We start from the raw sequence: 26,935 nt of genomic DNA on the forward strand, positions 1-26,935 counted from the left end.
TCCAATGTCGCCTACTGCATGCACAGTTAAGAACGTTTCCAAACGTAAGCTCAACTTTCTACCCCCTAAAATCAGGAGATGACTTCACCCGCCTTCTCCAAAGCCGTCGCGCCTGCCCCTGCTGCCCTTGACAAGGAAGCCAACAAGCCCAGCAACTTCCTTCGCCAGATCATTGAAAAAGACCTGGCCGAAGGCACCTATGCCACCCGCCGATGGGGAGGCAGCCCCGGCGATGCCGCGCACCATGCCAGCGGTCCGCTGGACCCCGCCAAGGTGCGCCTGCGATTTCCGCCCGAGCCCAATGGCTACCTGCATGTCGGCCACGCCAAAAGCATCTGCCTGAACTTTGGCCTGGCGCGCGACTACGGCGGCGTGTGCCACCTGCGCTTTGACGACACCAACCCGGAAAAAGAAGACACCGAATACGTAGATTCCATTAAGGACGCGGTGCACTGGCTGGGCTTTGACTGGTGCAACCATGGCGAAACCAACCTGTACCAGGCCAGCGACTACTTCGACTTCATGTACCGCGCCGCCGAATACCTGATTGGCGCTGGCCACGCCTATGTCGATGAGCAGAGCGCCGAAGCCATGCGCCTGAGCCGTGGCGACTTCGTCAAACCCGGCACCGACAGCCCGTTTCGGAGCCGCACCCCGGCTGAAAACCTGGCCCGATTTCGCGAAATGCGCGATGGCCATCTGCCCGACGGCGCCGCCGTGCTGCGCGCCAGGATCGACATGGCCAGCCCCAACATCAACCTGCGCGACCCGGCCATCTACCGCATTCGCCGCGCCCACCACCACAACACCGGCGACAAATGGTGCATCTACCCGATGTACACCTTTGCCCACCCGATTGAAGACGCGCTGGAGCAGATCACCCACAGCATCTGCACGCTCGAATTCGAAGACCAGCGCCCGTTCTATGACTGGCTGCTCGACCGCCTGGCCGAAGGGGGCTTGATTTCCACGCCGCACCCGCGCCAGTACGAATTTGCCCGCCTGAACCTGACCTATGTGCTGACCAGCAAGCGCAAGCTGGCGCAACTGGTGAATGAAAAGCGCGTCAACGGCTGGGACGACCCGCGCATGCCGACCATCGTCGGCCTGCGCCGGCGCGGCTACACGCCCGAAGCGCTGCAACTGTTCGCCGAGCGCATCGGCGTGACCAAGAGCGACAGCTGGATCGACTACAGCACGTTAGAGGGCTGCCTGCGCGAAACGCTCGACGGCAGCGCCCCGCGCGCCATGGCCGTGCTGGACCCGGTGAAACTCGTGCTGACCAACTGGGACGACGTGATGGGCCTAGGTGCGCTCGACGATTGCAGCGCGCCGATTCACCCGCACCACCCGGAACTGGGCAAGCGCGAATTCAAGATCGGCAATGAAGTATGGATCGAGCGCAGCGACTACGAAGAAACCCCGCCCAAGGGCTTTTTCCGCCTGTTCCCCGCACACACCAATGCCAGCGGCCAGGCCATTGCCGCCAGCAAGGTGCGCCTGAAATACGGCCACGTCATTGAATGCGTCGGCGCGGTGAAAGACGCCGAAGGCCTTATTACGGAAGTCCACGCCAAGCTGCTGCCCGACACCAAGAGCGGCACGCCGGGCTCGGATTCGGTCAAGGTCAAAGGCGTGATCACCTGGGTTGGCGTGAACGATGCAGTGCCGGCCGAAGTGCGCCTGTACGACCGCCTGTTCAGGGAAGCGCAGCCTGAAGGCGGCGGCGTGGACTTTTTGACCAACCTGAACGCCGACAGCCTGAAGGTCATGAACGCCTACGTCGAGCCTTCGCTGGCCAGCGGCGGCTCGATTGAAGCCAAGGCCGATGACAAGTTCCAGTTTGAGCGCCACGGGTATTTTGTGGCGGACCGGGTGGACCATGTGGCGGGGAAGCCGGTATTTAACTTGGCTGTGGGGTTGAAGGACTCATGGGGCAAGTAATGCCCCGCCCACAAACCATCCAAATATTCCTCCCTGCAGGCGATCCGCGTGGCATGCGCGTGGCCGAAATCACGACCCGCATTATTCGCGTGATTGAAGTTCCACGCAGCCAGCTAGCAGAGTTCATCAAGACGCCCGAGGCGCAGCAGGTCGGCGTGTACTTCTTGATGGGCGAGCTATCTGAGGCGGGCTTGCCGCGCGTGTACATAGGCCAGTCCGGCAGCGTCGGTAGTCGGCTGGTGCAGCACAACCAGGGCAAAGACTTCTGGAACCGAGCAATGGTGGTGATCTCGCTGACCAACAGCATGACGCAGACGCATGCGCTCTTTCTGGAGTGGTTCGCGATTGCAGAGGCCACTAAAGCTGGGCGGTACTGCTTGGAGAACGGCAACACCGGCTCGCAACCCTACACCCCCGCGCCGCTGCAAGCCGATTGCCATGAAATTCACGAGACTGCCGCCACCCTGCTCGCCACGCTGGGACAGCCCATTTTTGAACCGCTGATCAATGTGCTAACGCCGAAGGGCGAGGCAGAACTGTTCTATTGCAAAGGCTCGGGAGCTGATGGCATGGGCGAGTACACCGCCGAGGGTTTTGTCGTACTCAAAGGCTCACGCGGTCGGCTGGAAAACGTGGCATCCATCCAGGGCAAAGCCAATGAGCGCTTTCGCGAGAAACTTTTAGCGGAAGGCATCCTTGCCGCCAACGGCAGCGACGTGGTGCTCACTCGCGATTATTTGTTCTCCAGCCCCAGCATGGCCGCGGTGGCTTTGCAAGGCCGCTCTGCCAACGGCTGGCTGGAATGGAAAAACGCCAAGGGCAGAACGCTGGATGATGTGAAGCGGCAAGCGATAGCCACTCCAAACCAATAGTCACTACGTTTTTGATAGCTGCCAACGCTTTTTTTACATGCAGCAGAAGCCTATTTCATCTAAATAAACCAAAAGAATCCCAATCAGGGTACGATGCACCCCAATATGGGTATTTTAACAACACAGCCTGATTCATCATCCATCGCAGACGCCCTCTTCCCCAAGGTGCGCCAGCGGGTTCTGGCCGTGCTGTTTGGCGCACCGGATCGCAGCTTCTACGCCAACGAGGTAATTGCACTGGCGCAATCTGGAACAGGAGCGGTACAGCGCGAACTGGCGGGTTTGAGCGAGGCGGGCTTGCTGACGGTCACCAAGCAGGGCAACCAGAAACATTACCAGGCCAATGCAGCGGCGCCTGTGTTTGCCGAGTTGCGTGGGTTGGTGCTCAAGACAACCGGTTTGGCCGATGTGCTGCGCGCTGCACTGGTGCCGCTGGCCGCGCAAATTGAGCAGGCCTTTGTGTTTGGCTCCATCGCCAAGCAGACCGATACCGCGCACAGTGATGTCGATTTGCTGGTGGTCAGTGACTCGCTGGGTTATGGCGATGTGTTCTCGGCATTGGAAGCTGCCACCCAAACACTGGGTCGCACCATCAACCCGGCCCTTTATACGCGGGCTGATTTTGCGGCGCGGCTGCAGGACGACAATGCCTTTTTAGTCCGCGTGATGCAACAACCCAAGATCTGGCTTTTGGGCCAGGAAACCACTTTGCCGCATGGCCACCAACACACCACTGCATAACCTCAGCGGCCCCGGCAAAGCGCTCAAAGCCGAAGCACCAGACGCGGCTGAACTGGCAGGCTTGGTTCGCACCGGAAAGGCCCGTCTGACGGATGCCCGCAACATTGCGCTGGCATTGGAAAGCCGTTTTGACCTGGCCTACAACGCAGCCCATGCGCTGTGCCTGGCTGCGCTGCGCGCCAAAGGCTTTCGCGCAAGCAACCGCTACATCGTGTTCCAGCTGCTGCCCCACACGCTCGGACTGGGCCCCGAAGTCTGGCGGGTGCTGGACCTGTGCCACAACAAACGCAATCTGGGGGAATATGAAGGCTTGCTGGAGATTGATCTGCGCCTGGTGCTGGACCTGATAGAGGCCACACAAAAAGTGGCTGATGCGCTCAACGCGCCGACTTGAACCTGAAAACAACACGCGACATGGCAAAGTTTCTGAACACCAGCGCGACCTGACGAATATCTGATTCGCTGCGTCAAGCTGCGAGTGGCCCTTGGCGGGCATGATGTGCCGGCGGATGTGCTCAAACGACGATTTGGCCGCAGTCTGCAAAATTTCTTACAGCTCTACCTTCCATCGGCCGATGAATGGGCTTTGTTTAACAATTCATCTGCCCATCAAGCGCTGCCAGTCGCCACGCAATTTGCCAACCAACTCACCATCACGGAGGCCGTCACATGGCACAAACTGCAAAAACTGCAAAAACTCAGTCAAGCCGTCTGATGCTCACACCCAAAGAACTGCAAAAGGCTTTGGCCCAGTCAGCACAGCAAGCGCACAAGCTGGCCGCCGCTTTTGGCATGACCGTGCCGGGCATCAAGCCCAAAAGCCCCGTCAAAGCGAACAAATCAGAGAATTCGGAGTCAGCCTCCAATCAAGTCGCGATCAAGCGCCTGGATTTTTGAGCTGACGCGAGGACCCGGGCGGGCGGCATTGACCATGACGCAGCGGCGCACATGCTCCGCAGCGGCCACCCCAAGCGCTTACTGGCGGCTTTTCTCAACCGGGTTCGCCGTCAGCCAGTTGGCCGGATAGGCCCGCATGAACTCTTTGGCCTTCTCCGGGCGGGCGCCCAGCCAGGCGTCGAAAGCGCCCTCGTTCAGTATCGCCAGCATGCGTTTTTCATTGCCGGGCTGCTGGTAGCGGCTCATCAGCGCGTGGCTGTTGGCGTTCACCGTGAGCAAGGTGTAGCTGACGATGACTTCGCCGTCAGCCCCGGTCCAGCTTTCCCACAGGCCCGCCACGCCCAAGGGCTTGCCATCGACTCGGGAAATGCGGGTGGGCACGGCCTTGCCGCTGCGCCAGTCGTCTTCCATGAACGCCATCATTGGCACGATACAGCGCTGCCCGGCCAGCCAGGCGTCGCGGAAGTTGTTGGACGTGGTCACGGTTTCCGAGCGGGCGTTGACCAGCTTGGTTGAACGCAGCTTGGCGTCAGAAGCCGACTTGACCCAACGCGGCACCAGGCCAAATTGCCCGGCGACCAGCGCACGGGCCAGCGGCTCGCGGGGCGGCATGTCGGCTTCTGCGCCCTCTTCGGCCTTTTCAACCTTTTCAACCTTTTCGGCCACTTCAGTCTCATCGGTTGGCCGGGATTGGGCCACGCGGATGAAAACACCCGGTTGGCGTGGCCAGACTTCACGCCCCACGGGGACGACAGGGGCGTCCACACGGAACGCATCGGGGTAAAGCAAGGCGCTGTGAACGCTCTGGTAATGGGTACTCATGCGGCGATGCTATCGCACTGCAACCCTTCGCCGCTGCGGGCGTGACTGGAAAATCCTGGGTCGGCATGCGCTGGGCAAGGAAATTTCGGGAGCGGGCGTGCTGACAGGTCCGCCTGATGTGACTCGCCAAGAATCGCATCCGTCAGTGTGACACTCATTGCTATGCAATTGATAGCTGCTTACGTCCATCCCCTGTGCGCCAGAGCACTTTTTCATTCGAAATACAGGGCGTGTCGATGCCGCAACGCTTGCGCATGGCTCAAAGCAAGCCGCGCGCAGTTGAAGTGTTTTGCCGACAGGTTATGCTCAAAAGCTGAAGCTCAATAGGCCTTAGTGACTTTTTCAGACTGTCCTCCACCTTCTCAAGGAAATTACCATGTCCCAGTTCGCCATGATTACCGGTGACGTCACCTATACCCCGGGTGACGGTACGCCCATCGAAATCCCGCGCGTCCGCGTGGAAGTGGAACTGGCGCCCGACAGCGCCACGATGAGTTGGGAAGCCGCCGAGGGCATCGCCGGCCTGACCGCCATTCCACGCACGCAGTTCGACGACTACATTCGCGACGGCAAGATCACCATGACGCCGGAGCAAGCCAGCTAAACAGCCCCAGTGGTGCTGGCAACAAGCTTCAGCGCCGGACTGCCTGGCCCGATCTGCTTCTGGCTTCACAGGGCTTCAATGAATCCGAGTGAAGCCTGCTTTCGGCGTACAAGCGCCGTGAGTCCAGGCGGACACATCAGCCACAGCATTCCCAACCTCTGCAACCCGCCTTGCGCAGGGTTGCAGTCAGCAGCCAATGGCTGCCATGAAGCAGCAGCCAGCAGCCAGTCACAGTCCATTTCAAAACCCACCCTCGACGTCAGCCACACAACGCAGACGGCCCACTGGGCGCGTCCGTTGTCGGCCTTGCGCCAGAGCTGCTGATGCACGCAATCAGGTCAATCAGCACACACCCGGTAACGGTGCAGTTGCGGGACAGCAGCGCAGCAGCGCAGCAGCGAGCCTGTACAGACGCAGAGCCTGCACAACGGGCTCATCATCAAAGCCATATCAATCTTGAGCATCATCTTTATCATTTACACCCATGCCCACTGACCACATTGACCTCACTTCACCACTGCTGAACCGCCGCGCCGCTGTGCTGGGGGCCGTTGGCCTGTTGGCGCTGCCTGCATCGCAACTGGCGGCCGCTGCCGTGCCACCGGCACCTGATGTCTGGCCGAACGCGTTGCAGGTTCCGGGCGGCGTGGCGCGGCTGTCGCTGGGACCGGCGGCGGTGCGTCCGGTGGCGCATGCGGGCGAGGTGCCGCTGCTGGTGCTGGGCGATGTCATTGAATGGACGGCGCTGGTCGGCATACCCTTGTCGGCGGCGCCCGGCCGGGCAAGCATCACGGTAACGACTGCGGAGGACAACAGCCCGCGCCAGGTTGGCTACACCGTGGCGCCCAAGCGCTACACCGAGCAGCGCCTGAAGGTCGCGCCGGGCACGGTGGACCTGTCGCCCGAGAACCAGGCCCGGTACGAACGCGAGCGCGCGCACCAGGCCACGGTGATGGAGACCTTCAGCGAACCCCTTCCGCAAGCCGCCGCATTGCAGATGCGCGTGCCGGTGCCGGGACGGCGTTCCAGCTCGTTCGGCCTGCGGCGCGTGTTCAACGGCCAGGCGCGCAATCCGCACAGCGGCATGGACATTGCGGCCAGCACGGGCACGGCCATCGTGGCGCCGCTGCCGGGCCGGGTGATTGACACGGGCGACTATTTCTTCAACGGCAACACCGTTTGGCTGGACCACGGCGGCGGGCTGCTGAGCATGTACTGCCACCTGAGCGCCATCGGCGTCACGACAGGCGATGTGCTGAAAACCGGCGAAACCCTGGGCAAAGTGGGTGCCACCGGCCGCGTGACCGGGCCGCACCTGCACTGGGGCGTGATGCTGAACCGCACCATGGTCGATCCGTCGCTGTTTTTGCCGGCCTGAGCCGGCGCTGCGCCCGCTGCAAAACGGTCAACACTCTTTTTTTCATAGCTGCCAGAGCACGTCCATCGTGCGCTAAAGCCACTTTTTATACTTAAACCCAAGCGTCAACGCTTTTGACCATGCCCGACTTCAGCCCCGCCGCCGACCGCAACAAGCAACCCATCCTGACCATGCTCCGCCAGGTATTGCCCGACGCCGGCAACGCGCTCGAAATCGCCTCGGGCACCGGCCAGCATGCCGCATGGTTTGCAGCCGGCCTGCCGCGCTGGACCTGGCAGCCCACCGATCTGCAGCACACCGCGCTGGACAGCATTGCCGGATGGGTGGCGCAGCACGGCGTGGCGAATGTCCTGCCGCCCTTGCGGCTGGATGTGACGGCGCCGCGCTGGCTGCCAGACGATGCGCGGTTTGACTCCATCGTCTGCGCCAACATGCTGCACATCGCGCCGTGGGCCACCTGCGCCGCCCTGATGCAGGGCAGCGCACGGCACCTGGCAACAAACGGCTTGCTGATCACCTACGGCCCCTACCTGGAGGACGGCGTTGTCACCTCAGAAGGCAACCGGACGTTCAACCAAAGCCTGCGCGCGCAGGATGCCGACTGGGGATTGCGCCGCCGCGAAGACGTGGAAGTCGAAGCGGCGCGGGCCGGCCTGCAGTTGGCGGCACGGCATGCGATGCCGTCCAACAACCTGCTGCTGGTGTGGTCCCGGGCGCTGTAATCCTGTCGGCCGTGTCAAAAGCGGTTTTTCCTACGCAAGAATTAGCAGGTCGGCAGATGGCGGTCGTTTGGCCCGGGTCTACCTTGCAAGGCATGGAGACTTTTGTCATGCCGCTGCCACCCCTGGACCCGCCGGACGACATCGCCTTTTTCATCGTGGAAGGCACGCACCGGATTGCCATCATCTCGCTCAACGACTACGGCTTTTTGTTGTCCGCCCAAATGGCGCAAAGCTACCTGGGGCAGGCAGAACAAGTACTTGACCGCAAACGCGGGTTTGACAGGGAATTTTTCAACGAGGTCAACACGCTCAAGACCATGGCCGCGTCGATGGGCTGCGAATACGCGCAGTTCGAAACCTTTTGCGCCGACTGCGACCGGTTTGGCCGCATGGCAACCCGGAACTGGCGTGAATGGCTGTCCAAAAACGCTGTCCGCGCCATTTCTCACGGCTACCGCGCAAGGGTCAGCCAGCATCTGGCCTACAAGATCCGCCTGTTTCACTCTCGGCTAAGCGCCGTGCTGACCGAGGGGTAGAGGGCCGACAGGGATACGGAAATTGCAAAAGTGCCGGTTTTAAATGGCTGTCATTGCGGGCTTGATGAGCCTGCCCCGGGCTTGATCCGGGGCAATCCATGGACCCAAATTCATGGATGCCGGGTCCCCGGATCAGGTCCGGGGCAGGCTCAGCCCGGCATGACATGGGTACATAGGGAATATCTGTTTCCCTTAGCGGCCGCGCACCATGGCCATGACCTGGCCCGCATCCAGCGTGGCGGCCTTCTGCTGGATCTGCGGCAGGTAGTCGGTTTGCATTTGCTTGGCCGGCGCCAGCAGCCCTTGGTAGGTTTCGCGCAGCAATGCCGTGTTCATGACCCGGCCGCCGGCGTAGTAGCGCTTGGCCAGTTGCCCCAGCGCATAGGTTGTGGCAAAGGAAAACGCCATGCCGGTGCCGGCGCTGCCGACCTTGCCGATGGTTTTACCGGCCAGCTTGCCGAGCAGGCCGCCCAGCAGCTTGCGGCCGAACTGCTCCAGGTATTGCGAGGTCAGCCCCACGCCGGCGGCGGCGATGAATTCCTTCACATGCCCCTGGTCCAGCGTGACGCCGTGGGCCTTGCCGATGCCATAGACCATCTTGACCTGCAACGGAATGATGGCCATTGACGCCCACGACTGCGGCAGCAATTCGAGTGCGCCATTGACCAGCGCATGGTTCAGGATGGAGCGGTCCAGTTCTGCCTCATTGGCGGTGGACGGCAGAGCGGCCATTGCTGGCGAAGGCACCAGAAGCGCGGTGTCGGGCAGGTCCACTTCAGCTAATGCCGCTGCCTGCGCCTCAAAAGCCCGGGTCTGGGCTGGGTCAAGTGCCAGCTGCTGGCGCAAGTCGGTCAGGAAGCTGCGCTCTGCATCGGTCTGCTGGCCATCGGCATCGCACACGCAGACCGCCATTTCGTAGGCCAGCTGGCGGTGGCTGGGGTCGCTCAATTTTTGCACGGCGGCGTCAAGCTTGATGCGCTTGAGCAGCACGTCCTGGTACAGCCGCGTCAGGTTGGGCGCATTGGCTTCGGTGGACAGCGACTCGGCGATGCGGCGGATTTCCTCGCGTTCGGCGTCGGCTTTGTTGCCATCGGCAAAAGCGGCAAACAGGGCGATGGAAAGCAGCGCTTCTTGCTGTTCAGGGGTCATGAGGGGTTATCTTTCGAGCTAGGGTGGGCAACAATGCAGGGCCCGCGTGCCGTTGAGGGCATTGCACGCACAGGGCGGCGGGCCATATCGCAATAATAAAACCGAGCATGCCGGGCTCGTCATGTCTGGCAAATTTCTCATCCAGTCTGGTGTGGATTTAAGCCGCCAGCCAGACAGGTTTCATCGTGCCAGCAGCCTTGCCCCCACCGACAGAAAAGAACGTCCCATGAGCTTGCTCCACCTCATCAAGAACGGCGCGCAGCTCATCGTGCGCGAGTCCCAGCAAGTGCAGTTTGTCGCCGCCGGCCAGTACGCCGACCTGTTCAATCCAGGCAAGCAAGCACAGCCTGAGCACGGAAAACGTGTCGCTGCCGCCCGAGGTCGAGCAGGCCATCGACAAGCGCTCCAGCTTGGGCGTGATCGGCAACCTGAACGACTAGGGTCAGCTACACCTACGGCGCGCACCGCTTCCAGTTTGTGGCCAACGGCTACACCGGCGCCATGGCCGGCGAACAGCCCTACAGCTGGGTGAAGATCGGCTTTGCCGTATTGGCAGTGCTGCTGCTGATTTTGCTGTTCGTGTCCCTCAACCAGTGAGCGTCGGGGTTATGCCTGCCAACTGTGAATGGCCCTGTGGACAAGTCACTGGACAAGTCCCGAAAGTGGCGCCAGTCGTGGCCTGGCGCCGCATGCCTAAAAAAAAGGCAGTCGTGATGCCACCCATGACCTGCCGACGGCCGACAAGCTGCTGATAATGGCGTTGATGAACACCTCCTCCTTCCCCTCGCCCAAGGTTTTGGCCTTTGATGTTTTCGGCACCGTGGTGGACTGGCACGGCGGCATTGCCCGCGAGATGCAGGCGCTGCGCCCGTCAGTGGACGGCAACGCCTTCGCCCTCGCCTGGCGCGCCGGCTACCAGCCGGCCATGCGCCGGGTGATGTCGGGCGAACTCGGCTGGACGCTGATCGACGACCTGCACCGGCTGATTCTTGACGGGCTGCTGGCGCCGTTCGGCCTTGACGACTTGAGCGAAGCCGAATTGCAGCACCTGAACCAGGCCTGGCACCGGCTGGACCCGTGGCCCGACGTGGTGCAGGGACTGACGCGCCTGAAGTCAAAGCACATGATTTGCACGCTGTCCAACGGCAACATCGGCCTGCTGGCCGACATGGCCAAACACGGCGGACTGCCGTGGGACTGCATCTTGTCAGCCGAGGTGTTCCGTGCCTACAAGCCCGACCCGGCGACTTATCTGGGCGTGGCCCGGGTGTTCGGCGTGGCGCCGTCCAAGGTGATGCTGGTGGCCGCCCACCAGGACGACCTGGCCGCCGCACGCGCCTGTGGCCTGCAGACCGCCTACATCGAGCGTCCGGCGGAGTTTGGCGCGGATCAGCCGAAGGACGTGTCGCCTTGCCCGGCCAATACCCGGCATGCCCGCGACTTTCTGGCACTGGCTGACCAGCTGGGCTGCTGATGGACTTGCCAGGGCTGATCGTCTTCAACAAGCCGTATGGCGTGCTCAGCCAGTTCACGCCGGAGGGGCGCTGGCGCGGGCTGAAGGATTTCATCGACCTGCCGGGTGTCTATGTGGCCGGCCGGCTCGATGCCGACAGCGAAGGCCTGCTGCTGCTGACACGCGACGGAAAGCTGCAGGCGCGCATTGCCGACCCGCGCTTCAAGATGGAGAAAACCTACTGGGTCCAGGTGGAAGGCGAGCCCGGCGAAGCCGCGCTGCAAAGCCTGCGCCAGGGCGTTCAGCTGAACGACGGCTTGAGCCTGCCGGCACGCGCCAGCCTGATGCCGGAGCCGCCCGGGCTCTGGCCTCGCGATCCGCCGGTTCGTGTCCGGCAGTCGATTCCTACCGGCTGGATTGAACTGGCGATTCGTGAAGGGCGCAACCGACAGGTGCGGCGCATGACGGCGGCGGTGGGATTCCCGACACTGCGCCTGATTCGCGCCGCTGTCGGACCTTATTCGCTCGACGGCTTGGGGCAAGGCCACTGGCGAAAAGCCGATGCCAGCCTGGCCATGGTGGCTTGACGATCAGTTGTTGGCGTCGTCCACCACCAGGTAGCGCCTGACCAGGTCAAAAAAGCGGTCATAAAACGCGTCGGATGAAATGGTCCTGCTGCCGATCTTGACCATGGCGTCGTTGCTGGAACTGAAGGGAAGTGACACCGAACCGAGCGCGCCCACGCCCAGGCTCGCTGAATTGTTGCTTTTCTTCAGGGAGTACACATCCTGCAGCGCGGTGACAAAACCCAGGCTGACCTTGCCGTCGGGCGTATCCGGTGCGCAGACGACACGGATTTCCATTTGCAGGTGCGATTCGGGTTCGGGCTGAAAATTCTTGCGCCCTGCGACCATGTCTTCCGAAGACAAGCTGATCACGTAACCCTGGCTGAGCAAGGCCCGCCTGGCTGCCTCGCAAGTTTGCGCTGGTGTGGCATCGAACAGCCGGGAATAGGTCACGGTCGAGCTGAATTCCTCCTGCGACACAAATGATTTCACCGGGCTGGCGCAACCGCCCAGCAGCCCCGAAATGCCCAGAAAGCCTGCAACCATCACCAGCCCGAGGGTGGGGCTGCGGCGCATGTTGAAGAATCTCAAACCAGTCACTCCTTGCGTGTCAAAAACGCATTTTCCTCTAATCAGCGCTCGGGAATATGGCGAGGCTGTCACATTTCCCCGCTGGCACACCAGGACGCCATGCCTTGCCAGGCGCTTGAAATGCCGGTGTGCGGCCCCAAGCTTTGAAAAATGACCGATCCACTTCACATTGTTTGCCCCCATTGCCACACCACCAACCGGGTTCACGCCGACCAGATGGGCAGTGCGCCGACCTGCGGAAGCTGCAAGCAGGCACTCTTTGCCGCGCATTCGGCTGCTTTGGACGAAGCGGCTTTTGACAAGCACATCAGCCGCAACCAGATTCCCGTGCTGGTCGATTTCTGGGCGCCGTGGTGCGGCCCTTGCCGCCAGATGGCGCCAGCCTATGAACAGGCGGCAGCGCAACTCGAGCCGCAGGTGCGACTGGTCAAGGTCGACACCGAAGCCGTTCCCGGCTTGGGAACGCGCTTCAACATTCGCAGTATTCCGACGCTGGCGTTGTTCAGGGACGGCCAGGAGATTGCCCGGCAACCGGGCGCCATGGGCGCCGCCGACATCGTGCGCTGGGTGCAATCCAACCTGCGTTGATTCCATGGCTTTACAAGTTCCCGGAAAGTTGATCCAGACCGGCCGGTCCAGCCTGAATGCTATTTTTTATATAGCTATTGATGCATATGTAACCTGCGGCCAAGCCATTTTTAGCATAAAAAACCAGTCAGCCCAACCCGCTTGTTCCAGGCTTTCTGTCTGATGCAGACCCGCTCAGGCGGCGCGCAGTGTCGCCGCCCATTGGGCTGGCTTAACCGCGACCATTGCGGTCGTTGTGCATCATGCGTTCCACCTCGTCACGCAGGGCATCGAGTTCGTTGCGCAGCTGGCGGCGTTCCTGCTGCGTCACCACGCCATCGGATTTGAAAAAAGACTCGTGGCGCGCAATCTCACGCTCCCGCCGGTGCAGCCTGTGGGCTTCACGCTGGGTGATGCGACCGGAGCGCACGCCTTCGTCAATGCGCCGGCTTGCCTGGTATTCCTGATGGTCGATGCCGGGGGTTTGGGCGGCATTGTTGGGTGGGCGCACCATGTTGGTGTTGGCCATCATGCGTTCCACGTCGGCACTCAGCGCGCTCAGGTCATTGCGCAACCGCTGGCGTTCCTGCGGTGTCGCCGTTCCGTCGGACTTGTACTGGGCTTCGCGCAACTGGATGTCGCGGTCGCGGCGGATCAGAATTTGCGCTTCGGAAGGCGTGATGTAGCCCGATGCCAGACCCTGCTGGATGCGCTCGCCGATGGCCTGCTGCGCCTGGTCGATGCGTGGGGTGCTGGTCTGGGCCATGGCCGGGCTCATGCCCAGTGCGCCCAACGCGGCAATGGCCAGCAAGGAAACGATCAGGAATTTCGATTTCATGGGGTTCTCCGATAGTGATGATTTTTCAGGCAGTCAGGGGGCGGGTGGCAGAGGGGAAAAACTTTTCCCCTCTGCCCTCAACCGCGCCACCCAGACTGCCACTGAATCGCTGCTTTTCCAGGGCTCCGTGTGATCCAGTGAAGGCATTATTGGCTTGCATTTGTGAACATCCTGCAAAGAAAACAGCTGTTTACCCGCTATTTACCTCGCCACTACAAACGTGTCTTGATGCGTTATTCGTTCCCACAGCTTGTAGCCATGCCGTCACACGCAGCCATTGAACCACGGGAACTCGTCCCAAGTTCAAGGAGTCGCACGTGGCTGGCTGCCGCACAGGCGCTGCCCTTGCCCCATTTATTTATTGGAAACCCTATGTTCAGAACCCTCAAGGACTTGTTTGACACTTTCACCGGACCGGCCGAGGAAAGCCCCGAAGTGCGCGACCATGCGCTCAAGCTGGCCACGGCCGTGCTGCTGGTGGAGGTGATGCGCGCCGACCCGACCCGCCATGCCGAAGAACGGCAGGCCGTGCTGGCCAGTCTGCGTGAAAAGTTTGCGCTGCAGGGCGAAGAACTGGCGCCGCTTGTCGAGATGGCCGAGCAGGCCTCGCGCAATGCCTCGGATTACCACCAGTTCACCACGCGCATCAACGACAACCTGAGCCATCCGGAAAAAATCCGCATCGTTGAGCACATGTGGCAGGTCGCCTATGCAGATGACCACCTGCATGCGAACGAAAATCATGTGATCAGCAAAATGGCCGGACTGCTGCATGTCACCCACGGCGAATACATCGGCGCCAAGCTGCGGGCCAAGGAAGCCGCCAGTCTGGCCTGAAAACGGCCGGGGACAGGGTTCAGGCAGCGCTTTGCCCTGCAGACTCCAGGCGTAAATCTCGGGATTGGGAAAAGAAAGGTGGCGGCGACTGCCGGGGCAGGCCCCACTGCAGCATGGCTGCGGCCAGCACAATCGACTCGGTGTCGGCCAGAAAACGGTCGGCCTCGACCAGGGAAATGCACAGTTCCATTACTCGGCACTGAAGCGCGGGATCGTCCACTTCGCCCAGCACCTGGCGCAGCGGGTCGGACCGGACCTGTGACAGGTCGGCCCAGCACATGCCGCTTGAAGCCGCCATCAGGTCTTCGCAAAATGTATGCACCACGGCGTGCAGTTCGGTGCGGCTCAGGCCGAGTTGCGCATGCACTTCGAGCCGTTCGAGCAGGGCCAGCTCCGAAGGGCACTGGTGACCATCGGCGAGCATGGCCAAGGCCAGAATCCGGCTGGCCGCTTGTGGACTGTTGCGGGGATAGCTGCGCATGAGATGTACCTTGAGTGGTCGTTGAAGAAGTTGAAGGTTCAAACGTCGGCGGCGAATGGACGCTGGCGCGGCTGTGGGCGCTGGCGCACCTGACTGCGCTGCACGCTGCGAACGATGCGCCGCGCCGCCCTGCTGAGCGCACCTTCGAGCGCTGCGCGCCAGTCGGCGGCCATCGCGGTGCTGACGATGCGACCATTGCCTTGCGCGCTTAACTCGACCTGGCAGCGCTTGTCGATGCCGCCGCGCGGACCATTTACATCCGACATCCGGATGCTCACCTGCGGCACCAGCCAGCTCAGGCGGCGCAACACAAAACGCACGCGCTGCTCGGCCAGGGCTTGAAACTGACGGCCTTCGTTGTCGCGGGATTCAAAAATGACTTGCATCGCAGTACTCCAGGGATGGGTTGAAGATCAAAGCAAGAATAGGGGTTGGCTTGGTTCTTGAAAAGCAGATAATTCTTGAGTAAAACTTCTGAAAAACCTGACCATGAGCACTCTTTTCAGCTACCGCCATCTCTATTATTTCTGGGTCGTGGCCAAGGAAGGCGGCATGGTGCGCGCTGCCGAACGCCTGGGCATGGCGGTGCAGACCGTGAGCACGCAAGTGCGTGAATTGGAACGGTCGCTGGGTTTTGAGCTGCTCAAGCCGGCAGGACGTGGCCTGGCGCTGACCGAAGCCGGCCTGGCCGCCATGCGCCAGGCCGAACAGATTTTTCAGCTGGGCGAGCAGTTACCGGCGGCTCTGCGCGAAGCCACCGGTTCGCCGTCCGTACGGCTGGCGCTCGGCGTGTCCGATACGCTGCCCAAGCTGGCTGTCAGGCTGTTGATGCAGCCGGTCATGCAGGCGCCGGGCCTGCGGCTGATCTGCCATGAAGACAAGTTCGACGACCTGCTCGGCGACCTGGCGCTGCACCGGCTCGATGTGGTGCTGGCCGACCGGCCGGCACCGTCCAACCCCAACCTCAAGGTGTACAGCCATTCGCTGGGCTCGTCCACGCTGGCCTGGTATGCGCCGCCGGCGTGGGAAGCGGCGGCAATACAGGATTTCCCACGTTCGCTGGCCAAAGTGCCGGTGCTGCTGCCAAGCGGCCACGCCGATGTTCGAACCGCACTCGACCAGTGGTTTGAACGCCTGGGCATCCGGCCCCACATCGTTGGCGAGTTCGAGGACAGCGCACTGCTCAAGACCTTTGGTGCCAGCGGCATGGGCGTTTTTCCGGCGGCCGCGCTGGTGCATGAGGAATTGACCAGCCACTATGGCGTGGCGCGCGTCGGTGCCTGCGATGGCGTGGCGGAGCATTTTTTTGCCATTGCCGCGCACAAGAAAGTGCTGCATCCACTGGTCAGGATGCTGCTGGCCAAGCCGGGGGTGTGAACGCGCAGACCCTTTAAAAAAGGGCATCTTGATATCGCACTGATGCTTTTTTTCAGTGGCTAAAAATGCTCACACGCTGTGTGAATTTCACAAAAAAGCTACGCAGATTGACGTTTTTTGACCCGGCCTGCGGTTGCGGAAATTTTTTGCGCATCAGTTACCGTGAGTTGCGTCTTCGGGCCAGACCGGGAACAAGGGCGTCGCCAGCGGCGCGGCGCGCACGTCCGCTCATCACCCCTGCGGAGCACAGGCCCCGCCATGACAAAAAGTATTCAAGAATTTTCGTGGGTCAAGTGGAGGATGACCATGAGCCTGTCCGACATAATGAATTCGCTGAAGTTGCAATGCCCAGCGTCTCAAAACACGCGCACCTGAACCCATGAACCCCTCCTGGTACGACCGCTACATCCTCCCCCCGGCGCTGGACTTTGCCTGCGGCCTGCCGATTGTCAGCCGCCAGCGCCAGTTGATCGTGCCGCTGGCGCGCGGCCGGGTGCTGGAAGTCGGCATTGGCACCGGACTGAACATGCCGTGGTACGACAAAACCCGCGTCACCCGTATCACCGGGCTGGACCCCGCTTTGCAACTGCATTCACGGGCGCGTGAACGCATTGCCGAGGCCGGGCTGGAGGTGGAACTGGTGGGCCTGTCAGCCGAGAAAATTCCACGACCTGATGCCAGCTTTGACACGGTGCTGGTCACCTACACGCTGTGCACCATTGCCGACCCGCTGGCGGCGCTGCGGGAAATGCGCCGCGTGCTGGCGCCCGGCGGACAGTTGCTGTTTTGCGAGCATGGGCGCGCACCCGATGCGTCGGTGCAGCGCTGGCAGGAGCGGCTGCAGCCGCTGTGGGGAAAAGTGGCGGGCGGCTGCCACCTGGGGCGCGACATTCCGGCATTGCTGCAAGAGGCTGGCTTCACTGTAGCGAGTTTGCACACCCGCTACCTGCCCGGTCCCAGGCCCTTCACCTTTCACTACTGGGGTGAAACGCTATCGGGTTGAGTTCGGGTGTCAAAAGCATGGTGGGCCTTTGACACCCAGTGAAGATCAGGCGCAGGCCGCACCAGTGAGGTTTGCGTTTTAAGTCAAACCTCAGTCAAATCAAGCGCTGCCCTTGTTCAATACGCTGTTTTGCATGGCTGTGCGGGCAACGCTGTCCAAGGCGCCTTCAACCATGCCTTGCTGACTGACAATCTTGACCAGATTCAGCGAAAGCAGTTTGCGCAGCACGCGGGAGGTCATCGAATGCTTGCGCCCGCCCTGGCTGGTGAACATGAACAAGGTGCCCAGCGGGCTGACCCATGTCAGTTCTGCGCGCAGCCACTGCATGTCCACGAGCAGGTCAACCCAGTCGCCCAGCTCCAGCGCGATCTTTGCATTCACATCAATCGGGGAGCCAAACCCGCTGACTTCAGACTCTTGCAGGCTGACTGTGGGCAACGATGGGATGGGATCGTCCTGGTCATCCATGAAGCCGGAATCCTGCACCTCGGACGGTGCCAGCCACAGCGGCATCAAACCGGAATTTTCGACAAACATCTTGCCCAGCGATTGACTGGCTTTTTCCTGCTGCGCAGGCATGTCAGGCACCGGTTTGAGTGCGGCACGGTGGACTAGGATGAGTTCATCAAAAAATGGCTGGGACTGGTCGACTGGAAAATCGATGGACAACAGCCCCTGCTTCAGCGAGTCGAGCAACTTCGGGATCAATGTGAGAAGCCGTTTGCGGTGCCGGGTCACCTGCTCGACATTCAGGCTCCAGAGAACATCGTCCAAAGTCAGGCTGAATGTCAGGGGAACACTGCCCGGAGTTTTGCCCTGCACGGACAGCCGCTCCTGGGCCAGGACCTGCGACCAGGGACCGGTCAGAAAGGCGGTGATGATGCGGTTGTCGTTGATGAAGTCAGGGCGCGCCCTGATTTCAGCAGCAATCTTGACCGCCATCAGGTTTCGTTGTTCGGCCTGAAGAAGAGTCTGGACGGCAAGGCGTTGCACCTTTCGATTTGCAGGGTTATTGCGTCCCTGCCTGCGTTCGAAGTCCTTCAGCAATCTGGCGAAATTTTCGGAATCACAGACCTGCTCGTCTGCAAGCAGGACAGCGAGTTCGCGCAAGTGTTGCAAAAATTCCGGGAAACCCGCCGCGTTTTCACTTGCATATCCCAGGCTTGCGCGGGTGATGGCTTCCAGCAGCTTTCTTGCGGGATGGCTTTTATCACTGAAAAACCGGGGGTCGGTCACCGCCAGACGCAAAAACGCGGGTTCCGCATTTGCAATCATCCGCCGCACCGGCGTCAGCAGCCGCTCGTCGTTGGCCATCTGCTCGATCATCAGTCCAACCACTTCAATGGCCAATGACTGGCCCAGCGTCTTGGCATCGGTCTTTAACTGCGCCCGCAGGTCTGCCACCGGCGTCGGGGGCAACGGCCGGGTCAATTTCGTCTTGGCGGAAACCAGGCCCATCTCTTCCAGTTCGGTCAGTGCATCAAGCGCGGCAGGCACCGTGTGCGCAAAATCCTGTTGCGTCAGTTCTTCAACGCCAAACTCGGAAAAAGAAGTCGGTTCGTGGTCCGAAACGTCATAGTCCCCGACCAGCAGATGGTGCAGGTGATCCAGCGTGAGCATGGGCTTGCGCGCGACAGGTGCGGCGGTATTTTCATCGGCAGATTCCTGTTTGGGAATGTCGAGTTGCTCGGGAAATAAGGTGTCAGGTGCGGCTGCAACAAGCTTTCTGGGCGGCCAGCCGCCTGAAGTCCCGGCCTGGGATGCACCCATGACTTCATAAACCGCAGAAGCAACGCCCTGAGCGGCGAGGAAATCATTCAGCCACACATACAGCGACTGAAGTTCCTCGCCCATGATCCTGGAGCCATCCAGCAGCCAGTAGGCCCGTGTTTGAGCCGACATGGGAAGGGACTGGAGCAATTCAATCAAGACCAGCGCCATGATTTCCGGGCGCAGGGGATTGCTGTCATTCTTGACTGCCCGCAACCCCTGTGCAGTGCTCATCCGAGCGGAAAAACTGGCCAATCCGGCTTCGCAGCCTAGTTTTACCAGTTGGAGCATGCGCGCGTTTTCCACAGCTTGCTGGACCTGGTGTTCGCCCATCAATTCGAGATCATCAAAGCTGACAGACGACAGCAGACGACCGGAGGAGACCGCCTTTTTGCCTGAACTTTTGGTGAGGCCATCTGCAGCAATGGCTTTTTCCAGTCGCTCTGGAAAACCTTGTTCAATACTGATCCGGTACTTCCTGAGCACTGAGATCGCGTCCTGAAGCTGATGCCGCTCCCAGGAATCGGCAACACTTATGGAACGTTCATGCATTGCATCCGCAAGTTTGGCAGTCCACCGGTCAATCAAAAAAGGACTCTGCTTCAAGACTTCGTCAATGCAAGACGTGAAGGCCACACTGGGAGCGGGTATTGGGTTTGTCATGACGTGGCTATCTCAATTCAGACAAAAGTTTGCAAAACAGAACAGTGAATCCAGGCAACAGCCTTTTTTATTGGGCATGGATCAAACCCAGGAACCCGCGCTCAAGCTCTGCCAGCCGTTGTGCCCGAGCTTTTCAAGCGTTCGGATATTTTCTTCAAAAATGGCTTCGGCGCGGGGAAATGACGCCACTGCACGCTCTATGCTTTCCTCGCGCAGCAGATGAATCATCGCAAACGGCGCGCGGTTAGTGTAATTGCCAATGTCGTCCGCCTCGGTGCCGTCAAACTGGAACTTTGGATGAAAGCTGGCCAGTTGCACCACCCCTTCGAGTTCATGCTCGTCGAGCACGCCTTCGGCAATTTCCATGAAATCGTTGAAATCCAGAAAATCTTCAAAGAGCGTCGGATGGATCAGCAACGTCGTATCAAGCTCCCCGGCCGGTGTATTGACCAGACGGTCCAGTTCACTGTCGAGTTCTTCCAGCAGGTCATCGGCATGGCGCGCCTGGCTGACGACCAGGCGAACCTGGTTTTTCACATACACCGCCTTGGCAAACGGGCAAAGGTTCAGGCCAATCACGGCTTTTTCAAGCCAGTGACGGGTCGCAGAGACAACTTGTTCGTCAGTCATAGACAGCATTTCCAACCATAGTGCATTCATCCAGGCGGGGGTCGCGGAGCCGGCTTTGCCGGGACACAGGCGGCGTAGCCCCCTCAGGGGCACAGGAGCTACACGCAGTGTGCAACTGTAAGCGCATTACTTCAAATCTTTGAAGCGCATGCGCTTGGGCTTGGCGCCCTCCTCGCCCAGGCGTTTTTTCTTGTCGGCTTCGTATTCCTGGTAGTTGCCGTCAAAGAAGGTCCACTGGCTGTCGCCCTCGGCCGCCAGAATGTGGGTCGCGATGCGGTCCAGGAACCAGCGGTCATGGCTGATGACCATGATCGAGCCGGCAAATTCGAGCAGTGCGTCTTCCAGCGCACGCAGGGTTTCCACGTCCAGGTCGTTCGACGGCTCGTCGAGCATCAACACGTTGCCGCCGGCAATCAAGGTCTTGGCCAGGTGCAGGCGTCCGCGCTCGCCGCCCGACAGCGTGCCGACACGCTTTTGCTGGTCGCCGCCGTTGAAGTTGAAGCGACCGGCGTAAGCGCGGCTGGGCATCTGGAACTTGCCGACATTCAGGATGTCCAGGCCGCCCGAGATGTCTTCCCAGACGGTTTTCTCATTCGCCAGGTCGTCCCGGTTCTGGTCCACAAAGGCCATGCGGACAGTCGAGCCGATCACGACCTCGCCGCTGTCCGGCTTTTCCTTGCCGGCAATCAGCTTGAACAGCGTCGATTTACCCGCGCCGTTCGGGCCGATGATGCCGACGATGGCACCAGCAGGAATGGTGAAGCTAAGGTTGTCGATCAGCACCCGGTCGCCAAACGATTTGGTCACGTTGTGGAACTCGATCACCTGGCTGCCCAGACGCTCGGCCACGGGGATGAAAATCTCGTTGGTCTCGACGCGTTTCTGGTACTCGAAATCGGACAGTTCCTCAAAGCGTGCCAGGCGCGACTTGCTCTTGGCCTGACGCGCCTTGGGGTTCTGGCGCGACCATTCGAGTTCCTTTTTCAGCGCCTTGGCCCGGGCTTCTTCGCCTTTTTGCTCCAGCGCCAGGCGATCACCCTTCTGGCTCAGCCAGGAGCTGTAGTTGCCCTTCCACGGGATGCCGTGGCCGCGGTCCAGTTCCAGAATCCATTCAGCGGCGTTGTCGAGGAAATAACGGTCATGGGTGATGGCCACCACGGTACCCGGATAGCGCTGCAAGAACTGCTCCAGCCAGTCCACCGATTCGGCGTCAAGGTGGTTGGTGGGTTCGTCAAGCAGAAGCATGTCGGGCTTGGACAGCAACATGCTGCACAGCGCGACGCGGCGCTTTTCACCGCCCGAGAGCAGGCCGATCTTGGCATCCCAGGGCGGCAGGCGCAGCGCGTCGGCGGCAATTTCAAGCTGGTGCTCGGAATCGGTGCCGGCGGTGGCAATGATGGCCTCCAGCCGAGCCTGTTCGGTGGCCAGCGCATCGAAGTCGGCATCGGGCTCGCCATAGGCGACATACACCGCCTCCAGCTGCGCCTTGGCGGCAAACACCGCACCCATGCTGGCTTCGACGCTTTCGCGCACCGTGTGCTCCGGGTCAAGCTTGGGCTCCTGCGGCAGGTAGCCAATGTTCAGGCCCGGCATCGGCGTGGCTTCGCCTTCGATTTCCCGGTCCAGCCCGGCCATGATCTTGAGCAGGGTCGACTTGCCGGAGCCGTTGACGCCTAGCACGCCGATCTTGGCGCCCGGGAAAAAGCTCAGGGACACGTCTTTGAGAATCTGTCGTTTGGGCGGCACGATTTTGCCGACCTTGTTCATGGTGAATACGTACTGGGCCATCAGATCACTTTGTTAAATAAAAACGGAGAAGGATAAATTGCAGGCCCGCCAGTTGGCAAATGAATGCCGGAATGCGCGGGCCAGGCGACATGCCTGAACACTCTACTAGAGGCGAAATTCAGGCGTTGATCACCTGATTATCGTTCCGTGCAACAATAGCGGAGTCGCAGGGCTCCAGTTGCCTTCGACATTCGGGCACATCCAGGGACAGGTTTAGCAACCCAACTGCGATGTTTTTCAGCCCGGCTCCATGATCCCATCTGCCTATGACTGGCGGGTTGCCTTCAAACCAAGGCGCCCAACAGGCCGATCAAGAAGCGCCCCAGCGGTGCACCATTCCATGAAATTTGAAGAATTGAACCTGGCCCCGGCCATTTTGAAGGCCGTGCTTGAGCAGGGCTACGACACCCCCACGCCCATCCAGGCACAGGCCATTCCGGCTGTGCTTGCTGGCAGCGACCTGCTGGGTGGCGCCCAGACCGGCACCGGCAAGACCGCAGCCTTCACCCTGCCGCTGCTGCAGCGCCTGTCAAGCGAGCCCCGCCTGACCAACCGGCGCGGCGTCAACGCGGTTCGCGCCCTCATCATGACGCCGACACGCGAACTTGCTGCGCAGGTCGAGGAAAGCGTTCGCACCTACGGCAAATACCTCGACCTCACCTCGATGGTGATGTTCGGCGGTGTCGGCATGGGCGCGCAGATCGAAAAGCTCCGCCGGGGCGTTGACATTCTGGTCGCCACGCCCGGCCGCCTGCTGGACCATGCGAGCCAGGGCACGCTGGACCTGAGCCAGGTGCAAATTTTGGTGCTCGATGAAGCCGACCGCATGCTGGACATGGGCTTCATCCACGACATCAAGAAAGTATTGGCGCTGGTGCCCAAGCAGAAGCAGACGCTGCTGTTCAGCGCCACCTTCAGCGACGAAATCCGCGAACTGACCAACAGCCTGCTGCGAAACCCCGTGTCCATCCAGGTCACGCCGCGCAACACCACCGTGCAGCGCATCACGCAGACCATCCACCCGGTCGGCCGCAGCAAGAAAAAAGCCTTGTTGACGCACATCATCAACGAGCACAACTGGAGCCAGGTGCTGGTGTTCACCCGCACCAAGTTCGGCGCCAACAATGTGGCCGAGCACCTGACCAAGGCTGGCATTCCCGCCATGGCGCTGCATGGCAACAAGAGCCAGACGGCCCGTACGCAGGCGTTGCAAGGATTCAAGGATGGCAACATCCGCGCACTGGTGGCGACCGACATTGCCGCTCGCGGCATTGACATTGACGAATTGCCGCATGTCGTGAACTACGAAATCCCGAACGTCAGCGAAGACTATGTTCACCGCATCGGCCGCACCGGCCGCGCCGGCAACAGCGGCGAAGCCGTCAGCCTGGTTTGCCTGGACGAAGAAGGTTTCATGCAGGACATCGAGCGCTTCACCAAGCAGAACATTGAAAAAGTCATTGTTCCCGGCTTTGAAGCCGAGCCGGGTGAACGCGCCGAGCCGCTGGCCATGGGCCGCCAGACCATCTGGGGTGGCCTCGGCAAGCCCCCAAGCCGCGACGTGATGCAGGCAGCCGCCAAGGCTGCCCGGTCCGAAATGATGACGCGCATCCGCGACACCAAGGGCGCTCAGCCTGCGCGTGGCGGCAATGCCGGTCCCGCCGGACGCGGTCCCCGCGCCCCTGCCGGCAACAGCGCTGGCGCTGGCCGTGGCGGCAATGGCGGCGGCTTTGGTGGCAACGGTGGCGGCAATGCCGACCGCCGTGGACCGGCCCAGCCGCGTCAGAATGCCGGCTACCCACAAGGCGGCCAGCCGTCTTTCAGCCAGCCAAGAAGTGCGCATGCCCCGGCTCCGCGCCAGCGTGAGCACGAGCAGCGCAACGATTTTGACAACCAGCAGCCGGCCAGCCATGCCTCTTCGGGCTTCCCCTCGTCAGGCCAGCCCAGCGGCAACCGCAACAACTTCCGTGGAGGTCCGCGCTCCGGTGGCGGCGGTGCAGGTGGCCCAGGCGGCCGCAGCAACGGTCCTCGCCGCTCAGGCGGTCCTGGCTCGTTCAGCGGCCGTTAAGCAGGCTTTGGCGGCAGGCTGATTTAAAAAATCAAGTCGCAGTCCGGCGCATATCGCCCGACAACCCTCTGGGGTTGCCGGGCGATTTTCGTTTTTGAAGCAATATTTATGATAAAAATACCTCTCCCGCAATACCAGAAAGCGCTTTTAGCTATCAAAAAAATAGCAATATGAATACGCTGCCAATGCAGGTCATGACCTGAACCACTCCCTGCCGACAGGCATTGACGGCCGTCCATGGTCAGGCGAATAGCATATTAGCGCCGCCAGCTTATGGTCAATTGCTCACGGCTTGTCCCGCCGGGCTGAACTGCCGCGCCGGAACATGCCAAGCATTTGACTGCGCCACCTCCTTTACTTCTCAATGCGGTCGCCAATCAAAAGCCTGTCGCGCAAACGGTCAACCCAGAGGCGGACTTTGGAAAATCAGAAAAACCCTCACCCAGCCTGCCGGGTTGTGCCCGACAAATTGCAACGACGACTGATGAGGCTTCGAAGCCTTTATGCGCATACGCGGAATGCTACAAAATAAATAGCGCAAAGCTCATATAACATAAGCGCATGGACACCAAATCATCAAAAATCAACTTTGGCCTGGCGGGCCGCATCTGTATCGTCACCGGAGGCGCGCAAGGCATTGGCGAAGCATGCATCCGGCGATTTGCCCGCGAGGGCGCTGCAGTCGTCATTGCCGACATCGACGATGCGCGCGGTGCGGCGCTGGCGGACGAACTGGGCGGCCTGTTCGTGCATTGCGATGTGGGCGACAAACTGCAGGTCGAAGCAGTGGTGGCGCAAACGCTTGCAGCGCATGGCCGCATCGACGTGCTGGTGAACAATGCAGGGATTTTCAGGGCTGCCGATTTCCTTGACATGACCGAGGACGATTTCGATGCCGTGCTGCGCGTCAACCTCAAGGGCGCTTTTTTGATGGGCCAGTCGGTGGCGCGCGAGATGGCCAAGGCCGGCCGGGGCAGCATCGTCAACATGAGTTCGGTCAATGGCGTGCTGGCCATCCCGACGATTGCCGGCTACAACGTCAGCAAGGGCGGCATCAACCAATTGACGCGGGTGATGGCGCTGTCGCTGGCTGACAAGGGCATACGCGTGAACGCCGTGGCGCCAGGCACCATTGCCACCGAACTGGCGGCCAAGGCGGTGCTGACCAGCGAAGAGGCCACAGCCCGCATCATGAGCCGCACGCCGATGCGGCGCCTGGGCGAGCCGTCGGAAATTGCCGACACCGTGGCTTACCTGGCCAGCGACGCCGCCAGCTACGTTACCGGCGAGATCGTCGTGGCCGATGGCGGCCGCATGACGCTGAATTACACGATGGCGCCATAAAACGCAAACCGGCCACTCGGCCAGGCATCTGTACGGCGGGCTGCACAGAGTTGCGCCGGCACTTTTCGCGGCTCAGTCCTCAGCGCGAAAGACAATGAAGGTGTTCATCAGGAAGTTGGCCACAAAAGCAGTGGCGACGCCGCCGATTTTGGCCAGTGTCGGTGCAATGGGCAGTGTGCTGCCCAGCCACCAGGTGGCGCCGGCATTGATGCAAAGGCCAACGCAAGCCAGCATGAAGAACAAGGTGGCACGGCGCAGCGATCGCCACTGCCGCCGATAGACCCACAGCGAAGACAGGGAATAATTGACAACCGCCGCCACCACAAAACTGGCAATGGCGGGTAGCAGCAAGCTATTCAGGCGCTGTGACAACAAATGGAAAAGGCCGATGTCCACCACCGCCGCCAGCCCGCCGACCATCAGGTAGCCCAATGCCTGACTCGCCAGACGCGGTGCAGCACCTGTCGTGGTGGCGGCTGGTGCAACGGGCGGGACGGGCGTGGCGTCAGTCGCATTCGTGGGCGCCGTGGTGCGGCTTCGCATCATGCGGCCGCCCGCACGGGCGCACCCTTCAACAAGGGGTGAAACACCGGGTCGGCGTAGGTCTGGAAGGTGGCAAATTCCGGATGCGGCTTGCGTGAGCGGATCAGCGCGTGAACGCCGGCCCGTTGCGCGACTGCACCATCCCGGTCAAAGCGGTCTCCGATCATCAGCGTGCGCTGCGGTGCAATATGGGTCTGGCGCAGGATGGACAGCAGCCCGGCCGGGTCGGGCTTGAGCCGCGCGATGGACGGGTCCGTCGCACACACAACCAGATCAGCCTGCAGCCCCAGCGCCTTGAGTTTGTCCACGGCCGGGTAATCAGAAAAAACAGCAATGCGTTTGCCTGCGGCTTGCAGCCCGGCAAAGACTGCCTCCACCTGCGCATAGCGGCAGGCGGGCAGCGCAGGCAGCGGGCGCTGCTCCAGCCAGTCAGCGGTGAGCAGGCGCACGTCGTCTTCAGTCTTGTGATGCTGCGCTGCGGTTCTGGCGTATTGCAAGCGCATGAAATCAGCTTCGGGCTTGTCGCCAAGTGCTTCGCGCACGCGCCTGAAGGTGCGCAGGGTTTTCAGCGTGTCCAGGCTGCGCAAGCGCCAAGCGTCTGACAGCAGCAAGCCCAGCATGGCGAACCGCAACCGGCGCTGGTCGTACAGCGTGCCGTCCACATCAAAGACCACCAAATCGATATGGTGCCAATCGGGCAAGGCCTTCAATGAACAGCCCTCCGCAGCAACTGCAGTCCAGACAAGATGGA

At 61.0% G+C, this 26,935-nt stretch carries 29 protein-coding genes; 18 read left to right on the top strand and 11 right to left on the bottom strand.

Going from position 1 to position 26,935, the window contains the following annotated elements; genetic code table 11:
• Window positions 1-78: 78 nt before the first annotated feature.
• The 5 genes from H4V98_RS14490 (at window position 79) to H4V98_RS14510 (ending at window position 4,454) form a co-directional block, all read left to right on the top strand.
• Complete coding sequence (locus tag H4V98_RS14490; protein WP_196863610.1) at window positions 79-1,944, top strand: glutamine--tRNA ligase/YqeY domain fusion protein; 1,866 nt, start codon at window positions 79-81, stop codon at window positions 1,942-1,944.
• A 53-nt stretch (window positions 1,945-1,997) separates the two neighbouring features.
• The gene (locus H4V98_RS14495; protein ID WP_231374739.1) at window positions 1,998-2,816 is read left to right on the top strand and encodes a GIY-YIG nuclease family protein; all 819 of its coding nucleotides are present in this window, start codon (window positions 1,998-2,000) and stop codon (window positions 2,814-2,816) included.
• 105 nt (window positions 2,817-2,921) lie between these two features.
• Window positions 2,922-3,557 (top strand): nucleotidyltransferase domain-containing protein, encoded by a 636-nt coding sequence (locus tag H4V98_RS14500; protein WP_231374740.1) that lies wholly within the window; start codon window positions 2,922-2,924, stop codon window positions 3,555-3,557.
• The gene (locus H4V98_RS14505) at window positions 3,532-3,951 is read left to right on the top strand and encodes a hypothetical protein (protein ID WP_196863613.1); all 420 of its coding nucleotides are present in this window, start codon (window positions 3,532-3,534) and stop codon (window positions 3,949-3,951) included. Before H4V98_RS14500 ends, H4V98_RS14505 begins: the two co-directional genes overlap by 26 nt.
• Before the next feature lie 275 nt (window positions 3,952-4,226).
• Entirely contained in the window at window positions 4,227-4,454 is a 228-nt protein-coding gene (locus H4V98_RS14510; RefSeq protein WP_196863614.1) for a hypothetical protein, read from the top strand.
• Window positions 4,455-4,532: 78 nt separating this feature from the next.
• On the opposite strand, the gene H4V98_RS14515 is transcribed toward H4V98_RS14510, so the two are convergent.
• A complete protein-coding gene (locus tag H4V98_RS14515; protein WP_196863615.1) occupies window positions 4,533-5,276 on the bottom strand; it encodes an SOS response-associated peptidase family protein in 744 nt (247 codons plus the stop codon).
• Between the two features lie 376 nt (window positions 5,277-5,652).
• On the opposite strand from H4V98_RS14515, the gene H4V98_RS14520 reads away from it, so the two are divergent.
• The 4 genes from H4V98_RS14520 (at window position 5,653) to H4V98_RS14535 (ending at window position 8,516) form a co-directional block, all read left to right on the top strand.
• Window positions 5,653-5,880 (top strand): hypothetical protein, encoded by a 228-nt coding sequence (locus tag H4V98_RS14520; RefSeq protein WP_196863616.1) that lies wholly within the window; start codon window positions 5,653-5,655, stop codon window positions 5,878-5,880.
• A gap of 484 nt (window positions 5,881-6,364) precedes the next feature.
• A complete protein-coding gene (locus H4V98_RS14525) occupies window positions 6,365-7,258 on the top strand; it encodes a M23 family metallopeptidase (RefSeq protein WP_196863617.1) in 894 nt (297 codons plus the stop codon).
• Window positions 7,259-7,377: 119 nt separating this feature from the next.
• Window positions 7,378-7,980 carry a DUF938 domain-containing protein gene (locus tag H4V98_RS14530; RefSeq protein ID WP_196863618.1) on the top strand — a complete coding sequence of 201 codons (603 nt, stop codon included), beginning with the start codon at window positions 7,378-7,380 and terminating at the stop codon, window positions 7,978-7,980.
• A 107-nt stretch (window positions 7,981-8,087) separates the two neighbouring features.
• Window positions 8,088-8,516, top strand: coding sequence for a hypothetical protein (locus tag H4V98_RS14535; protein WP_196863619.1), 429 nt, complete (start codon window positions 8,088-8,090; stop codon window positions 8,514-8,516).
• Between the two features lie 192 nt (window positions 8,517-8,708).
• Here H4V98_RS14535 and H4V98_RS14540 read toward each other — a convergent pair whose 3' ends face one another.
• The gene (locus H4V98_RS14540; protein ID WP_196863620.1) at window positions 8,709-9,665 is read right to left on the bottom strand and encodes a DUF533 domain-containing protein; all 957 of its coding nucleotides are present in this window, start codon (window positions 9,663-9,665) and stop codon (window positions 8,709-8,711) included.
• 226 nt (window positions 9,666-9,891) lie between these two features.
• On the opposite strand from H4V98_RS14540, the gene H4V98_RS14545 reads away from it, so the two are divergent.
• The 3 genes from H4V98_RS14545 to H4V98_RS14555 all read left to right on the top strand — a co-directional run bounded on the left by H4V98_RS14545 (window position 9,892) and on the right by H4V98_RS14555 (window position 11,705).
• Window positions 9,892-10,197, top strand: coding sequence for an SPFH domain-containing protein (locus tag H4V98_RS14545; RefSeq protein ID WP_280757652.1), 306 nt, complete (start codon window positions 9,892-9,894; stop codon window positions 10,195-10,197).
• A gap of 231 nt (window positions 10,198-10,428) precedes the next feature.
• Complete coding sequence (locus H4V98_RS14550) at window positions 10,429-11,139, top strand: haloacid dehalogenase type II (protein ID WP_280757653.1); 711 nt, start codon at window positions 10,429-10,431, stop codon at window positions 11,137-11,139.
• Window positions 11,139-11,705: a pseudouridine synthase gene (locus H4V98_RS14555; protein ID WP_280757654.1), complete on the top strand. Its 567-nt coding sequence runs from the start codon at window positions 11,139-11,141 to the stop codon at window positions 11,703-11,705. Before H4V98_RS14550 ends, H4V98_RS14555 begins: the two co-directional genes overlap by 1 nt.
• Window positions 11,706-11,708: 3 nt before the next feature.
• Here the strand turns inward: H4V98_RS14555 and H4V98_RS14560 are convergent, their stop codons facing one another.
• Window positions 11,709-12,230: a DUF2242 domain-containing protein gene (locus tag H4V98_RS14560; protein WP_231374753.1), complete on the bottom strand. Its 522-nt coding sequence runs from the start codon at window positions 12,228-12,230 to the stop codon at window positions 11,709-11,711.
• A 195-nt stretch (window positions 12,231-12,425) separates the two neighbouring features.
• Between H4V98_RS14560 and trxC the strand changes: the two genes are divergently transcribed.
• Window positions 12,426-12,863, top strand: coding sequence for a thioredoxin TrxC (trxC, locus tag H4V98_RS14565; protein ID WP_280757655.1), 438 nt, complete (start codon window positions 12,426-12,428; stop codon window positions 12,861-12,863).
• Between the two features lie 211 nt (window positions 12,864-13,074).
• Here the strand turns inward: trxC and H4V98_RS14570 are convergent, their stop codons facing one another.
• A complete protein-coding gene (locus tag H4V98_RS14570; protein ID WP_280757656.1) occupies window positions 13,075-13,680 on the bottom strand; it encodes a hypothetical protein in 606 nt (201 codons plus the stop codon).
• 372 nt (window positions 13,681-14,052) lie between these two features.
• Between H4V98_RS14570 and H4V98_RS14575 the strand changes: the two genes are divergently transcribed.
• A complete protein-coding gene (locus tag H4V98_RS14575) occupies window positions 14,053-14,517 on the top strand; it encodes a TerB family tellurite resistance protein (RefSeq protein WP_196863625.1) in 465 nt (154 codons plus the stop codon).
• A gap of 19 nt (window positions 14,518-14,536) precedes the next feature.
• On the opposite strand, the gene H4V98_RS14580 is transcribed toward H4V98_RS14575, so the two are convergent.
• Window positions 14,537-14,998: a TerB family tellurite resistance protein gene (locus H4V98_RS14580; protein WP_196863626.1), complete on the bottom strand. Its 462-nt coding sequence runs from the start codon at window positions 14,996-14,998 to the stop codon at window positions 14,537-14,539.
• A 38-nt stretch (window positions 14,999-15,036) separates the two neighbouring features.
• Window positions 15,037-15,384, bottom strand: coding sequence for an HPF/RaiA family ribosome-associated protein (locus H4V98_RS14585; protein WP_280757657.1), 348 nt, complete (start codon window positions 15,382-15,384; stop codon window positions 15,037-15,039).
• A gap of 103 nt (window positions 15,385-15,487) precedes the next feature.
• On the opposite strand from H4V98_RS14585, the gene H4V98_RS14590 reads away from it, so the two are divergent.
• Together H4V98_RS14590 and H4V98_RS14595 are read left to right on the top strand one after the other, a co-directional pair.
• Complete coding sequence (locus H4V98_RS14590; RefSeq protein WP_280757658.1) at window positions 15,488-16,375, top strand: LysR family transcriptional regulator; 888 nt, start codon at window positions 15,488-15,490, stop codon at window positions 16,373-16,375.
• 379 nt (window positions 16,376-16,754) lie between these two features.
• Window positions 16,755-17,378 (top strand): methyltransferase domain-containing protein, encoded by a 624-nt coding sequence (locus H4V98_RS14595; protein ID WP_196863629.1) that lies wholly within the window; start codon window positions 16,755-16,757, stop codon window positions 17,376-17,378.
• A gap of 99 nt (window positions 17,379-17,477) precedes the next feature.
• Here H4V98_RS14595 and H4V98_RS14600 read toward each other — a convergent pair whose 3' ends face one another.
• The 3 genes from H4V98_RS14600 to ettA form a co-directional block, all read right to left on the bottom strand.
• Window positions 17,478-19,811 carry a DUF1631 family protein gene (locus H4V98_RS14600; RefSeq protein WP_196863630.1) on the bottom strand — a complete coding sequence of 778 codons (2,334 nt, stop codon included), beginning with the start codon at window positions 19,809-19,811 and terminating at the stop codon, window positions 17,478-17,480.
• 81 nt (window positions 19,812-19,892) lie between these two features.
• A complete protein-coding gene (locus H4V98_RS14605; RefSeq protein ID WP_280757659.1) occupies window positions 19,893-20,441 on the bottom strand; it encodes a DUF1415 domain-containing protein in 549 nt (182 codons plus the stop codon).
• 126 nt (window positions 20,442-20,567) lie between these two features.
• On the bottom strand, window positions 20,568-22,229 hold the full coding sequence (ettA, locus tag H4V98_RS14610; RefSeq protein ID WP_196863632.1) for an energy-dependent translational throttle protein EttA: 1,662 nt from the start codon (window positions 22,227-22,229) through the stop codon (window positions 20,568-20,570).
• A 340-nt stretch (window positions 22,230-22,569) separates the two neighbouring features.
• Between ettA and H4V98_RS14615 the strand changes: the two genes are divergently transcribed.
• Window positions 22,570-24,297 carry a DEAD/DEAH box helicase gene (locus H4V98_RS14615; RefSeq protein WP_196863633.1) on the top strand — a complete coding sequence of 576 codons (1,728 nt, stop codon included), beginning with the start codon at window positions 22,570-22,572 and terminating at the stop codon, window positions 24,295-24,297.
• 561 nt (window positions 24,298-24,858) lie between these two features.
• On the top strand, window positions 24,859-25,641 hold the full coding sequence (locus H4V98_RS14620) for an SDR family oxidoreductase (protein ID WP_196863634.1): 783 nt from the start codon (window positions 24,859-24,861) through the stop codon (window positions 25,639-25,641).
• Between the two features lie 72 nt (window positions 25,642-25,713).
• Here the strand turns inward: H4V98_RS14620 and H4V98_RS14625 are convergent, their stop codons facing one another.
• The gene (locus tag H4V98_RS14625) at window positions 25,714-26,187 is read right to left on the bottom strand and encodes a GtrA family protein (RefSeq protein WP_196863635.1); all 474 of its coding nucleotides are present in this window, start codon (window positions 26,185-26,187) and stop codon (window positions 25,714-25,716) included.
• A complete protein-coding gene (locus tag H4V98_RS14630) occupies window positions 26,184-26,894 on the bottom strand; it encodes an HAD family hydrolase (RefSeq protein WP_231374742.1) in 711 nt (236 codons plus the stop codon). Before H4V98_RS14630 ends, H4V98_RS14625 begins: the two co-directional genes overlap by 4 nt.
• Window positions 26,895-26,935: the final 41 nt, after the last annotated feature.

The sequence above is a fragment of the Polaromonas sp. CG_23.6 genome, from assembly GCF_029892315.1.
GTDB lineage: Bacteria > Pseudomonadota > Gammaproteobacteria > Burkholderiales > Burkholderiaceae_C > Polaromonas.